Source organism: Paenibacillus xylanexedens, assembly GCF_007676705.1.
Lineage (GTDB): Bacteria > Bacillota > Bacilli > Paenibacillales > Paenibacillaceae > Paenibacillus > Paenibacillus xylanexedens_C.
In genome coordinates, this window is the sequence record NZ_VEBF01000001.1 from 2,087,268 (window position 1) to 2,100,933 (window position 13,666).

At 40.6% G+C, this 13,666-nt stretch carries 13 protein-coding genes and 2 pseudogenes; 2 read left to right on the top strand and 13 right to left on the bottom strand.

Features of this window, described 5'->3' with window-relative positions; genetic code table 11:
* Positions 1 to 132 precede the first annotated feature (132 nt).
* The 6 genes from FS628_RS09380 to FS628_RS09405 all read right to left on the bottom strand — a co-directional run bounded on the left by FS628_RS09380 (position 133) and on the right by FS628_RS09405 (position 3,910).
* Positions 133 to 1,023, bottom strand: a complete 891-nt coding sequence (locus tag FS628_RS09380) for a permease prefix domain 1-containing protein (RefSeq protein WP_145321092.1) — start codon at positions 1,021 to 1,023, stop codon at positions 133 to 135.
* A complete protein-coding gene (locus tag FS628_RS09385; protein ID WP_260870966.1) occupies positions 1,010 to 1,354 on the bottom strand; it encodes a PadR family transcriptional regulator in 345 nt (114 codons plus the stop codon). The genes FS628_RS09380 and FS628_RS09385 overlap by 14 nt, the downstream gene beginning before the upstream one ends.
* Positions 1,355 to 1,640: 286 nt before the next feature.
* Positions 1,641 to 2,117 (bottom strand): hypothetical protein, encoded by a 477-nt coding sequence (locus FS628_RS09390; RefSeq protein WP_145321094.1) that lies wholly within the window; start codon positions 2,115 to 2,117, stop codon positions 1,641 to 1,643.
* 78 nt (positions 2,118 to 2,195) lie between these two features.
* Positions 2,196 to 2,666 carry a hypothetical protein gene (locus tag FS628_RS09395; protein ID WP_145321096.1) on the bottom strand — a complete coding sequence of 157 codons (471 nt, stop codon included), beginning with the start codon at positions 2,664 to 2,666 and terminating at the stop codon, positions 2,196 to 2,198.
* 336 nt (positions 2,667 to 3,002) lie between these two features.
* On the bottom strand, positions 3,003 to 3,485 hold the full coding sequence (locus FS628_RS09400) for a hypothetical protein (RefSeq protein ID WP_145321098.1): 483 nt from the start codon (positions 3,483 to 3,485) through the stop codon (positions 3,003 to 3,005).
* 95 nt (positions 3,486 to 3,580) lie between these two features.
* Positions 3,581 to 3,910 carry a hypothetical protein gene (locus tag FS628_RS09405; protein ID WP_145321100.1) on the bottom strand — a complete coding sequence of 110 codons (330 nt, stop codon included), beginning with the start codon at positions 3,908 to 3,910 and terminating at the stop codon, positions 3,581 to 3,583.
* 103 nt (positions 3,911 to 4,013) lie between these two features.
* Between FS628_RS09405 and FS628_RS09410 the strand changes: the two are divergent.
* A pseudogene (locus FS628_RS09410) lies at positions 4,014 to 4,280 on the top strand (IS3 family transposase); the annotation flags it as partial.
* A gap of 263 nt (positions 4,281 to 4,543) precedes the next feature.
* On the opposite strand, the gene FS628_RS09415 reads toward FS628_RS09410, so the two are convergent.
* The 6 genes and pseudogenes from FS628_RS09415 to FS628_RS09440 form a co-directional block, all read right to left on the bottom strand.
* A complete protein-coding gene (locus tag FS628_RS09415; protein ID WP_145321102.1) occupies positions 4,544 to 5,287 on the bottom strand; it encodes a hypothetical protein in 744 nt (247 codons plus the stop codon).
* Between the two features lie 401 nt (positions 5,288 to 5,688).
* Positions 5,689 to 6,207: pseudogene (locus FS628_RS09420) on the bottom strand (NgoFVII family restriction endonuclease); the annotation flags it as partial.
* A gap of 261 nt (positions 6,208 to 6,468) precedes the next feature.
* Entirely contained in the window at positions 6,469 to 6,948 is a 480-nt protein-coding gene (locus FS628_RS09425) for a hypothetical protein (protein ID WP_145321104.1), read from the bottom strand.
* 82 nt (positions 6,949 to 7,030) lie between these two features.
* Positions 7,031 to 7,528: a hypothetical protein gene (locus FS628_RS09430; RefSeq protein WP_133386535.1), complete on the bottom strand. Its 498-nt coding sequence runs from the start codon at positions 7,526 to 7,528 to the stop codon at positions 7,031 to 7,033.
* Positions 7,528 to 8,727, bottom strand: a complete 1,200-nt coding sequence (locus tag FS628_RS09435) for a WXG100 family type VII secretion target (RefSeq protein ID WP_186327755.1) — start codon at positions 8,725 to 8,727, stop codon at positions 7,528 to 7,530. The genes FS628_RS09430 and FS628_RS09435 overlap by 1 nt, the downstream gene beginning before the upstream one ends.
* Positions 8,728 to 8,925: 198 nt before the next feature.
* Positions 8,926 to 9,396: a DUF4362 domain-containing protein gene (locus FS628_RS09440; RefSeq protein ID WP_145321108.1), complete on the bottom strand. Its 471-nt coding sequence runs from the start codon at positions 9,394 to 9,396 to the stop codon at positions 8,926 to 8,928.
* A 172-nt stretch (positions 9,397 to 9,568) separates the two neighbouring features.
* On the opposite strand from FS628_RS09440, the gene FS628_RS09445 reads away from it, so the two are divergent.
* Positions 9,569 to 10,018 carry a hypothetical protein gene (locus tag FS628_RS09445; RefSeq protein ID WP_145321110.1) on the top strand — a complete coding sequence of 150 codons (450 nt, stop codon included), beginning with the start codon at positions 9,569 to 9,571 and terminating at the stop codon, positions 10,016 to 10,018.
* A 108-nt stretch (positions 10,019 to 10,126) separates the two neighbouring features.
* Here the strand turns inward: FS628_RS09445 and FS628_RS09450 are convergent, their stop codons facing one another.
* The gene (locus FS628_RS09450; RefSeq protein ID WP_145321112.1) at positions 10,127 to 13,609 is read right to left on the bottom strand and encodes a glycoside hydrolase family 2 TIM barrel-domain containing protein; all 3,483 of its coding nucleotides are present in this window, start codon (positions 13,607 to 13,609) and stop codon (positions 10,127 to 10,129) included.
* Positions 13,610 to 13,666 lie beyond the last annotated feature (57 nt).

Genomic DNA, 13,666 nt, shown 5'->3' on the forward strand with positions numbered 1-13,666 from the left:
ACCAATCTGTGGAAGATTTCATTAGTTGTTTGATTTCATAGGAAAAAGCACCTCTGCTTTTCATTTGGTAGAAGTGCCTGCATAATGTTAACTCTATCATGTTCATCCGCCATCATCTCTGCATCCACTGACTTATGACGCAGAGCTCAACTTCCTTTTTGCCGCCCAATAACCCCAAGCTTTGAATAATACAAATAACAATGCAGCCATAGCCAAATTCATCCCCATCTCCATCACACGCTGCACATTCCCTTCCAGGAAAACGCTGTACCCCTGAGTGACCGAGGAACTAAACTGATCTGACCCAAAACATGCATAATAGAGACTAAACATCAGCATATGAACAAAGGTATATAAGATGGAAAAGACAAATGGAAGAATGGATATATACTTATTTTTACTTATCACAAAAATGATGAGTGCCTGTGCAGCCAAGAACACAGCGGCGATCAATGTGAACTCAATTCCACCTGACGTATGAAACACGCCACTAAAAAACAATTTTTCAAACATGTTAAATGTAAATCCTTCACCCCAATAATAGTACATCACCTGAAAATAAGCTTGCAGATACCCTAAAGTGAAGAACAGGGGCACAGATAACAGGCAGAGACGATCCACTCTTTTGCGTGTAAACACAAGACAGGCAATTAATGCACACACCGTAATCCAAAGAATAGGTATCAGTTCGATATAACGGTTATGCACAACATATTGATTCGCGATTAGTCCACCAACCAGTGATACAATGAAAAGGATCAAACCTGCCAAGGCATACCCAATAATCGTTTTCATGTTGAATCCATACGTTTCTTTAGTTATCGTTCTGCGCAGTTCTGAGATGGAACCAAATTGTTGAATGGAGCTTTCAATGGCCTCAACTTCAGACAATCCCTCACGCTTTAGATAATCCACCGAGGAATGTAGATGAGCAGCCATTTCTTCTCTCCACTCTGCTTTTTCCCTCTTGGTCAAAAACGTAAATCGAAGTACTTTATCCAAATATTGCTCAATGACTTTCATGAAGATCCCCTCCCAAGAATATATTGATAATCTTGATGTTCTCGGTCCATGATGACCGCAATGTATCGAGTTGAGTTTGCCCATCAGGGGTGATGCGGTAATATCGCCGCCGCGGTCCACCCACTTGCTCTCCCCAATAACCTTCTATGTATCCGTTAGCCTCCATTCGTTTCAGTGCAGGATACAGCGTACCTTCTTTCAGATCAAACTGACCGTTCGTCTCATCTTGCACCGTTTTGGATATTTCGTATCCATATGCGTCCTTCTTACTCAGTACAGACAATACAATTCCATCGATGTATCCTTTGATCATTTCATTTCTCAGCTTCACACACCACCTACTATGCATTTCTATGTAGTTAAGCATAACAAACAAATATTGTAAAAAGCAACATACGAAAATCCTTTTCCTTTTGACGGATTGTAATATGAATGCGACAGTTCCTCTGTTAAAGATTAGTGAGGGTTCTCCAACCCATGCATTTTTGTGATCTGTGATTCATTAGATCGAGTGAATGGGCGAGATCTTCATTTTGAAAGCCACAATCCTTCAATTTATAGAAAAAACACCTCTACTTGTGATCTGGTAGAAGTGCCTGAATCTTAATTATTGTGTTTCACTTAAATGTTTTTGGATCTATATAACACCAATTATTATTGTAGGATGCCTTTATCTTTTTCATATCTTCCAAATTGTAAAACCAATCTTCTTCAATCCATACTCTTGCATCGGGAAATTCGCTCAGAAAAGCAAAAAAGAATTTAAATAACAAATCCTCATTATCATCAAAGTCATCAGAAACTACTGCTTTAAAATATTCATTTTGCGTATCATCCCAATCATAAGTAACGGTTTGAAATTCATAAGGTTCATCATATACACTAAAGCTAAGCATCCTTGAGTAATTCTCCTTGAATGGCATGTCGGTTATATATAGTCGAGTATATTTTAATGCACCTTCGCTATTGTAAGTTTCTTCATCAGTATCAAAGAAAAGTTTCTCTTTTTTACATATGTTCCGAGCAGCACTCGATAAAAGATAAGTCGGCATGCTCTTTCCATGTCTAAATAGTATAAAAGATGATATCCCCATGAATTAAATCTCCCAACAATAATGATGATACAACTTTTCACTGTTTGCCAACCTTGATTAGGAATGAACTTAAACCAACTATTGCATAGATCCATTTTCTATACTCTCAACTTCTAACATCTTTTGTTCAACCCATTTCATAACCATTTCTGCCTCCTCTCGAGCAATTACTCCCCTTTTACTTTTAAATTTGTAAGTTTCATAAGCCCATAGCAATATAATTTTCACAAACTCAACCGTCTCTAACTTACAGATCGGTTCAACTTCATCTTCTTCCTCATCGTAAAATGGATCTTCAATTATTGTATAGTCTTTATGTGATATAACGCTGGATGCATTACCTCCATGTCTGTATTCGGGTATCCTCCCCCTTAACAAATCAAGATAATTCTCAATATCCTTCTTCAAATCTTCAAATCTCCAAGGTATATCAGATCCTAAGGGATCACTTATCATACTGGCGAACTCTATTGTTTTTTCCTCGTCAAAATCCAATACAACCATATTAAATTCATCCAAATATTTCAGTTTATAATTATATTTTATCATCACTAATCTATCTCCAATTCAGTATATTGGGTATGCTGAGATTATCTTATCATTTCTTAAAATAAGCTCTATTTCCATCCCTGTGCTTGTTTGCTTATATATTTATCGTCCCAATCCAGATACCGTCTATCCTTGTTAAAGGATTTTTTAATTCACTGTATTCAAATTAACTTCCAAGGTAATAATCACCAAACATATTTTTTCTCTTTTCTAAGGTTTTATCTCAATATTCATCCATATAGTCATCTTGATTTCATAGAAAAAACACCTCTACTTGTGATCTGGTAGAAGTGCCTATTTTCTTTCAATTTAAATTTATTCATAGATACCTAAAACTCATATAACCTTTTCACTGCACCACTTCGGATCATATGGCATCTGACTTAATTTTAAAATATCGTCAGCTGTGTAATACCATTCGGCATCATCAAACCATAAATAATCCTCACCATTATCTTTGAAATACTCTACAAGAAATCTAAATATAAACTTGTACTCATGATTTATATTTTCAATATCTAAAGCCCAGAAATAATTTTCGTCTTGAGTAAGCCAAGTGAAACTATCAATCGAGTCTTCTTCTACTTGATTAACATTAAATGTGAAGTACTTTAAGTTGTCCTTATTATCCATGTTTTTAAAAGTAAATTCATCAACTTCTGATAGTGTTCCTTCAGCAGATATAAAGAGATCATCACGGTATTTATCTTTTATCAAAATACAGAACATGTTCGCTTTTTGCGCTGCTTTCTTAAAATCCTCAATGGCTTTTTCAGGGGAATAGTTTTCTATCTTTTTCAGGAAAATGAAAGAACTCATCTCAAACAGCCCTCTTTCAATTCTTGTCGATTAGCTTTACCGCTCTCATAATCCGTCTTCAAAGTTGATTGAGTAACTCCTAAAATATAGACCCTCTACCCTATAAAAACAATTGCGTCCTGTCTTTGAAATGCAAGTGGCAACTTTTCTTGAAGTCCCTCTATTCTTTCGACTATTTTATCCCTTTGCTCATCTTTTAAATTCTTTACAGCCCATTCCTTGACCAGAAGTAGTTCCTCAATAATCATCGGCACATCTTCCTCTTCTACATCAACACCAGTTGAAAAGAGATCTATCCATTTTAAATCTATTACTTCAACAGCGGGTCTCCAGCAATCCTTAAAAAAAGATTCTGTTGCAACTGGAACAAGAAAACTCTTTTCAAAATCATTTTGTGGTTCAAGTATTACAGCACTGATAGACATTACTTAATCCCCTCCGAAATTTGCGCTAAATTTGTAATCCGGAAACTCTTTTTTAGTTTCTTTATGCTGTTATCGACAGATTGTCGCAATTCAGGTGTATCACCGTTCACTCAGCAAGAAAGGATGTCCCTACGATAACGCCGTGGCTGAAGCCACCTACAAGGTCATGAAAACGGAGTTTATCTACCAGATGGAATTTCTTAGCCTTCATCATTTGGAATTGGAATTATACGACTACATTAACTGGTTTAACAAGCATCGCATTCACGGATCACTGGGGTACATGACAATGGTAATCTCCCGATCTCCAGTTCCAATTAAAGGTGTTATCCTCAAAACAAATGGTTTTGAAGGTATGACAAAGCATTAATGCCCGTCAGCCATAAACTTCAAGTACCACTTGGAGTGATTCATATGAACAAGCACTTGCTTCTTCATGTCTTACTACCCTATCGGAAAATGCTTGTGGTTTGTCACGAATACTTACTTTGCGTCTAAAGTTAATCAAGTCTGGTACCAGAGTATTGGAACTTTGGAGCAGGTAACAAAAAATTCTTGAAAAGAAATTATTGGGTGACCATTCATTCTACAGAGTAGAAGGATATTAATGATCCAATACAACAAAAAGGAAGCTCATAATGAGCTTCCTTCTTTTGAAATCTCTATTTTGGATGGTTCTAACTTTCCATTAACCAACGCATATCTAACGATTGCATCTCCTAAATAGTTTCCTGCAGAAATCTGAATAGGTAGCTCTGCAATAAGATCATTATCCTTAATTCCGTATCGTATTATATTTTGAACCGTTGGTTGTTCAAACCATTCGCTTGAGTCACTTTCACTAAATTCAAATGAATACTCCTGTCCATCAACCGAAACAGTGTATTGCCGAATATCTTTATCAGTTTTTAGATCAACTTTAATATTGTTTTGAACGAATTCTTTCGGATCCGTTACAGGGATTTCTGTGAAGTCTTCTTTAAGGACATGTACTTCTGAATCGTGTATTCCAGTCCCTGTACCTTTGGTTACATCAATAACAATCTCATCTTCTCCATCTCCATTTAAATCAGTGACAGAAATTTGAGGATAAAAAGAGGGATTTGTTACATTACTCCAATCAAATGTTTTCGTTTCTCCATTTATGACTACATCAAGTAACGAGAACAAGTCCCCTTTCTCCTGAATACCATAAACAGCGACTTTCTTATCTGAAGTCTCGGATAATAGTGTATTGGGAGTAGATTCAACTGATGTTGACACACTCTCTTTAGACGTGTTCTCCTCAATCTTGGCTGGACTAGAAGACTGATTATTAACTCGACATCCAGACAACAACAAGGTTCCTACCATTGTAACAATGATAATTTTTTTCAAAACGATATCCTCCATATACAGTAATATAATGTTAAAAAAACAGTAAACAATTCATTTCAGGATATATCATTACCTCATGTCACTTCTGGGTGTACCAATCATAGGTTATAATTTAAGTAAATTCCATTAATTGTTATAACATCAATATATTCAAGCAAGGAGGCGATGAAAATTATGTGCAGATCATCCATAAAAAAATGGCTTATGTTTCTTGGGACTATAGTATTTGCTATAGGTTTAGCTTTTATTACTATTGAAGAATTCACTCCATACCAAACAATAAATATTATTATAATGGTCATTGGTATTTTAATCATTCTTATATCCAATCTTTACAGAGATAAAAGAAGCCCGGACTGAGTTTGGCTTCTTCCTTGAGATTTTACAATTCCGAGACCAGCTTCCAGAAGTAGGCGAAGCCCACTGAACTTGATAAATGATACCAGCCAGTCGATCCTATCGGCTGTCACGATCTCCTTTTGCAACTCCAATAACATACTCGGCTCGGACTTCGCACCTGTGAATAAAGAGCTTTGGGAGATCGGCGTATCTGGACGAACGATTTTGGTATCCCGGACCGCACGAATGCTGTTCAGCTTGGAATACACATGGGTCAACACTTCCCCCTGCTCATCCAGTTGCAATTCGTTGTATTCTTCTTCCCCAAGCGTGCCTTTCAGGGTAGCAATAATCTCATTACACGTTCGAATCTGCGCCAACACTGCTGTCTTATCTTCTGTCTGTTCCCGTACAATCTTGAGCGCTCGCCGGGTCACCGCCGCCAAATACGTGGACAACAGTTTGCGTGCTTCCTCTGCATCCAGCTTCTCGGTCCCAATGTGATACACATCCGGGTCCAGCGCCGAAATCTCTTGTCTGGTGATGGTGTTGATAAGCTGTTCATATATGCCTTGTTTCATGAATGTACCTCGTGTGGGTGTAGGATGGTTGTGGATCGTTCTCTATGTATATGGTGAGCTGAAAATTGCTTCTTCTATATTATCGACCAATCTGTGGAAGATTTCATTATTTGTTTGATTTCATAGGAAAAAGCACCTCTACTTGTGGTCTGGTAGAAGTGCTTAATGATATGACTTTAAATCATGCATAGATATGTGCAACTCATACCATCTTTTCACTTTATCAATTAGGATTATAAGTTAGTATGACAGTCTTCTCTCTTAAATTGAAAATAAGGTTATCATCTTATCTTTAATAGAGATTGATAAGTAATTGCTTGTTTTTTGAGTTTGAATATCAACACACAGGCTAGTTATCTCCTTTTGAAGTACCAAAAGCGCGGCTGGCATAACAAAAATATTCATCTTCTTTATATTCTGATCCTCATCATCAATTTCAATCTCAATTCTCTTTATATCGTCGTCAGAACGCAAAATATCACCTAGATAATAGACAATATTGTCTTCTCTAGCCTCCTTAACTACTTTTTCTCCTATTAACCCTAAGAGAACTTGATAATTCGGATCGCCGTCTTTAAATATATTAATTAACTCAATGATTAGGTCATTCAGAGAAATGTTTCTTAATTTCTCTTCCATCCTCTCTCTTGAATCATCTAGAAACCACGATTCGAGGTCCACTGGTGTATCGTCTATTATCCCCGGATCATAGGGCTTAGTGTAAAGAAAATCTTTATTCATGTTTAACCTACCTTTTAGTTCAAGCAACTCTACTTTTCGTCTGGTAGAAATGACTATATAACTTTAATCTTAACTTTGTTTGTTACGTTTCATTTGAATCAAGCTTTGGGTTCTTATAGCACCAATCTGGGTGATACGGTAACGATTTTAATTTCTTCATATCTTCCCAACTGTAGACCCAATCATAATCTGTGACCCAAAAATAATCTTCGGGGTTTAGCTTGAGATATTCGTAAATAAAATTAAAAATAAGTTCTTGAACGCCGTATATTTCCTCAATGCAACCAACTTTGCAAATTTTTCTATTTTGTTCTAATCCAACATCCTCATTATAGTAAAATTCTATACTCGGATTATCTGTTGCATCTACGTAATATATAAATGAACATCCGTTTTCTTTAACCAATTTATGACTAATATTCATTGTAGTAGATAGAAATTGACCATCCATTGAATAATTTTTACTGTTGTAAAAGTTGAGCATTGCATCAGCATTAAATGCTGCAACTATTGAATCAGCCAATAGTTTTTCAGTTGTATATTTTCTGTGATCCATTAAGATATATGCTGAAGTTCCCATTAATTTATTATCCCCTTTAGCTCTTCTAATGAGTTAACAATTGTTACTCCTTGCTTTCTAATGTCTTCTAGCATCTTGGCATTCTCTGGTCTCAAATTTATCAATGGTTTATCAATGTAAAGGATTACCTTCTTTTGTTCTGGATTAAAAAAGAAATCATGATTTTCATTTACCAATTTATTAAACTGATCTTCTTTTACTGCCTTAATTGATGCTTTTACCTCAATTATTGCATTTTTTGTCACTACATCTAAATCTCCAGCAGCTTCGCCATTTTCCTTTAGAACTTTTTGCCCAAAACCCGTAACCTCCTGCTCTTTTCTTACGAAATCAGCAACTTTTGCTTCAGTAGCCTTGCCAACATCCAAGCTATCTAAAAAGCTATCAATATCACGATTAATATTCTTGGGATGCTGATCAACCCAAGTTAATTCATTATTAGCCATATTCGTATATTTTGTTTTATTTCCATCCCTAACTATACTACCGACATTCGAAGCTTGTCCTGCCCCCTCATTTCCTTTCCCTTTCTCCGGCTTGCCTCCACCTGATGATCCAATGTCGTCCTTCGAACGAAATGCTTTGCCAAACAAAACATACGCCAGAGCCTGCCCCGTCATCGCTCCACCGTAATACCCTGCTCCACTCTCATCGATCTGCTTCTTCTGCTCTTCTACAAATTTCTCTATATCTGACCTCGCCGTTCCCGTGCCCCAGGCGGTATCCCATGCAAACTGAATACCACGCCCAACGTCTACAACTTTGCCCACTGTCATGGCATATGCCACACTGCTTAATGTACTGAACGGGTTATCGAAGAAAGCTTCTGCCGTCTGGCCCATTCCCGTTATTGTTTCTCCTACTGATTTATCAAGCAGCCCTACAGCGAAATTTCGCTTTAGCTCCTCTGGAATGTATAGCGCAACCTCTCCTGTGCCATCCGTTGTTCTGAAGTTCATGGCGATAAACGTAAACTCTTTCTGGATTTCGTCCAACAGCCCGAGTGTAGTCGGGAACACTTCTTTCACCTGCATAAAATCCCAGAAGAAACGCTCTCCTGTCACACCCGACCAATCGGATTGCAACATATAGATGGATTTCTCCAGTTCCCAGACCATTCGCTCCAGTTCCTGTTTCTTCTGCTGGACCAACCGGGCCTTTTCCTCCAATAGATCGGGATGTACCTCGATTCGCTGCATTTCCTTATCACCGCCAACCTGACCGTAGTAGTTATACCTAAATTTTAACAAGTGAAGAGTCCGATTGGAATCAAACGGAGGATTCATTTTCTCGTTAAAGATTCAATAGTCAGGAAACATTCATTAGCCAGATATTTTGCATATTCGTGCACGTTTTTTTGGACTCTTACTTCTGCTTAAAATATGGATACATCTCATTTAAAGCTTAGGCATCCAAAAAGGGTTCTCTTCCTTCTCACACCCGGTTAACACGTAAAAAATATGTCCCTGCTCACTCTTCATTGTCCCGATCCCTTTGCAGGTGTCGGTCTTCATTCCCTCTTTGGAGCCATAGGCATCCCTTGAGTTATCGTAAGTCGATTGAATAGCTGTACCATCATAGATCAATTCATGGATAATGGGCCCACCTTCAATGGTATACATCGTTACACGAACCTGATCCTGCTGTTTTTTCTCCACATTTTTCATAAATGTGTTCCACTTATCTTCGTTCCGTATGCCTCCATGAAGCACAACCACATCCCCGCTTTGCTCTGCTTGCTCTGGATTATGCGGCTCAATAATTTCTGGAAAAGCTTGCGTAATTCCGGAAGCATTCGTTGTTGGATCATTTGCCTGACAGGCAGTTAATAGCATTAAAGCTAACGATAGGATAAGCATACTTTTCATTTTATCACCTCATCTATGAAACGGTTCAATACTATCCTTTGTTACATGATTATGCTTAATTTGTCATTTATCCGTAACTCCCTCGTTGTCCCGAACGTTTAGAATCATAGAAATGTATAGGTAACAGGAACCAAAATTTTAGTGATTTATCATTCAGCAGGGGGTTAATTTAATGACGTTAAAAACAATGCTCGGTGTAGCACTCGCTCTATCTGTACTACTATCAACCCATTCTGCAAATACAGCGGCTCTAACTTCAACAAATGAGTGGCAATCAACCGGACTAGCTCATGACATGGAGCGCTCCTTCCTAACATCTACACCTGTTCTGCTCATTGCCCCAACTCAACATGAAGGTCGTTCCGCATACGACGGCAGCTTCACAATGGTGGCTTCCAATGGGACACATGCCAACATATCGATTGAAAACAACAGCAACCACAAGGTATATGTGAAGTTGTATGTAAACGAAGTAAGTGAACCCATGGAAACATCTATCCGTAGAAATAGTGATAAAACGATTAATCTGCTTGCATTACAAGACACGGATATTAAGTTGTACATCTATAGCAGAATAGGTCATCACTTAGATCTCTCAATTGAAGCTGAGCAGTCTCATTGATGTTGTCTCTTACATCTACATACAAGAAAAACCCTTCACGCAAGCGATTCAGATCCACGTTCCCATGAACTGATGCCTGCTTGAAGGGTCTTTATATTTCCATCACATTTATTTCTCGAATCGGAACCAACCGAAGTCAAACTGACTGCCGGGCAGGAAGATAAAGCTTACTTTCTGCTCACCTTTCACCTGCTCAAGCTCAAACACCCGTTCTTCGTATCCACTCGACTGTGTGAACTCAACCAACTGGTTGCTCTGTCCGTCCGCACCTGCGAAGCGAATATGAATCGTATTCTTATCAATCGGTGAATGGCCGTAGATCACGAGCTTCGATGTGCCTTCTGCCGTAAAGTCCATGTTTTCAAACTCCAGTGATACATTGTTCCCGATGCCTTCAACACGGTCACCCTCAATTTTAAACGTATCTCCATAGAGATGGTCACAGGATGCAGCCGCGTTCTGTTCAAAGGCACGACTCTGACGTTCGAAGGAGAAGCCTTTAATATGAATCTTCTGCTTCAGCACAAAACAGATCGACGTAATTCCGCTAAGACGTTTGGATAATTGGTACGTCTCTTCCTGGTACACATTCCAGATGGACTCTTTGTCATACACTACATCCGCGATCATCGTACTTCCTTCTTCATCCGGCATACCTTCCCAGATCTGAATGAAGTAGTCCTCCGTGGACAACGTAAAGATTGGAATGGTAATCGTATCGGAGCCATATGGCCCGAAGTCAATATTGCGGAAGCCCACATGGGTTTCCCCATCCCGACTTGTCGCTACCCCACGCTCATTGCCGTTACCAACCTCACCTTTGGTGTAATCGTACAGTCCGCCCGTGATGAAGCCGTATGGATCTTTGTACGCTGTGCCGAGACCGTCCGCCTTGAATTCCAGCTGGGAGATGAGTTTCGTTTTATCCGTACCGTTGGTACTGGTTGCGCGAAGCCGGAACTCCCCGTCACCTATAGCCGATACCTTCACCGCATGTTGATGCTCACCATTGTCGCCCGTTTCTGCTTGAACAACTTCCACTTTGGCAATGTTGGACTCGATCCCCGCATCATTCACAACAGCCCACTCGATATCTCGGTAGGAAGTGTTCTCCGGATACAGCTTGGCGGTTACGACCAGCTCCGGGTTAGATGGATCGAGCAACTGTCCTGCTTTACTGATGATCTCAATTTTCCGCAAAGGAATCTCCTGAGCGTTGCCAGTTAGCACCGGACGTTCTTCATTGTTCATGAAGACAGGTTGTACTTCTTTCTCATCATTAAGTTCAGCCGCCACAACTAGAGATTCAAATTCAGCCGTAGCTCCTTCCAACCCTTCGGAAGAAACTTCAATCCGCACCGTTCCAGGTTCATTTGTCGCTCCGATGATAGCCATCAGTTTGCCGCTGAATAGTCTTCTGCTCAACCCTTTGTATGGATCATAGTCCGTACTATCTCCGTTATCCAGACCCAGTAATCGTCCTGCACCAGTCACCTGAACTTGCACGCGGTTGTTCGCATTGTGCACGGGATTACCCGCTTCATCTTCCACATCAATTTCTACAAAAATCAGGTCTGTGCCACTGGCTTGCAGCTGCTCCCGATCCGCTTTCAGACGAATCTTCTTCGCATCCGTATAGGATCTTTGCACATCGGTTGCAATGATCTGCCCGTTCTCATCGTAAGCGATCGCTTTTAGCTCACCCTCTTCGTACGGCACTTTCCACCAGCCAGACAGCTGTGTTCCATTGGCATGATCGATATCGTACGTGCCAATGGTTTTGCCATTGAGTTGCAGCTCAATCTTAGGTGCGTTGCTGCACACGCGTACATCAATGATCTGACCCGGGCTGAAATCCCAATAAGGGAACAGGTGAACCATCGGACTTTTCTTATAATCCGTCCAAGCCGCTTGGTAGATGTAATAGGAGTCTTTCGGGAACGTTGCTGTATCCAGCTGTCCAAAATACGAATTCTTCGTATGATACGGTGTCGGTTCTCCAATATAATCGAATCCAGTCCACAGGAACTGACCCAGTGAATACGGCGTATCCCGCTCTGCCAAAATGCAGTATTCTGCCGACTTCGCGCCCCAACTCGTCGTACTGTTACCCAAAGCCGAACACTGCTCGTCATCATCTGCCAGAATCGGCTGTTCGAATGGGAAGTGATAAATGCCACGACTCTGCACCACAGAAGACGTTTCACTACCATAGATGATCCAGTCTGGATGCTCTTCATGATGTTTGTCGTAATATTTCTCCGCGTAGTTGTAACCTGCCAGCTTCACGATATCTGCGCATTTTTGTGCATTTTCCCAAGGCATGTAGTTCGAACCAATCGTCACGCCAGCATTACCTTTTGGATCAAATTCCAGCACATAATCCATCAGCATCCGAGTTACTTCCTGTCCACGCTCATCCGCATGGGTATCGTAGATTTCGTTCCCGATACTCCACATGATCAGACTGGCATGGTTACGGTCGCGCTTCACCCAGCTCTTCACATCGGTATGCACCCACTCCGGGAAAAATCTCGCATAATCGTATGGCGTTTTCGCACGTTCCCACATATCGAAGGCTTCCGATACAACCAGCATACCCATCTCATCGGCGAGTTCCATGAACTCTTTGGCAGGCATATTATGCGCGGTGCGGATGGCGTTAACGCCCATTTCTTTGAGCAAAACAAATCTTCTGCGTAGTGCCGTCAGGTTAAACGCCGCTCCCAGCGCCCCGAGATCATGGTGTTCACACACACCGTTCAGCTTCATCTTGACCCCGTTCAGGTGGAACCCTTCATTGGCATCCAGCTTGATATCCCGGAATCCAATGCGCTGTGATACCGACTCCACTGTCCGATGTTCCTGATCATCCGAGGTCAATCGCAGCTCCGTCACCAGTTCATACAGATGCGGTGCATCCGGGCTCCACAGGTTAGGATTCACAACAATAAGCTGTTGGCTATCTGTCGCTACAACCGCTTCTTCAACCACCGAAGCCGTAACATTCGCTTGGCTGGATGCCACCACCTGACCTTCATACAAGATCGTATGCACCAGCTCTGCCTGCTGATTCTGTTCCAGGTTGAGCTCGGTATCCACTTCCACCTGCCAGCCATCCGGCTGCTGCTGAATCGATACATACGTTCCATCCGTAACAATATGGTTGCGGTCTCTCGTTTTCAGCCACACATGGCGATAGATTCCGGCTCCGGAATACCATCTGCTGTTCGGGCTCTGATGCACCACTTTGACCACAATCTCATTGTCGCCTTCCACCAGTGCGTTCGTGATCTCATGTTCAAAAGCAGAATAGCCATACTTCCACTCCCCAACCAACTGCCCGTTCACATACACCGAAGAATCCATGTATACGCCATCAAAACAGAGCAAAAGCTGCTGCTCATCCTTCGTGTAATGGAACGTCTTACGGTACCATCCAATGCTGTCTTCATACAGTTCAAGCGTATTATATATCAGCCAATCATGGGGAAGTTCCACAGGTTCATATACCAGACCCGCAGGTTCCGTAACATCCAGCTTGCTTTTCGCAAATTGCCATCCATTATTAAAAAGCCTCTTCTGATTCATGGTAGATTCTCACTTTCTTCAAGTAAATTATGATTACGGTTACAACACTAAATATCG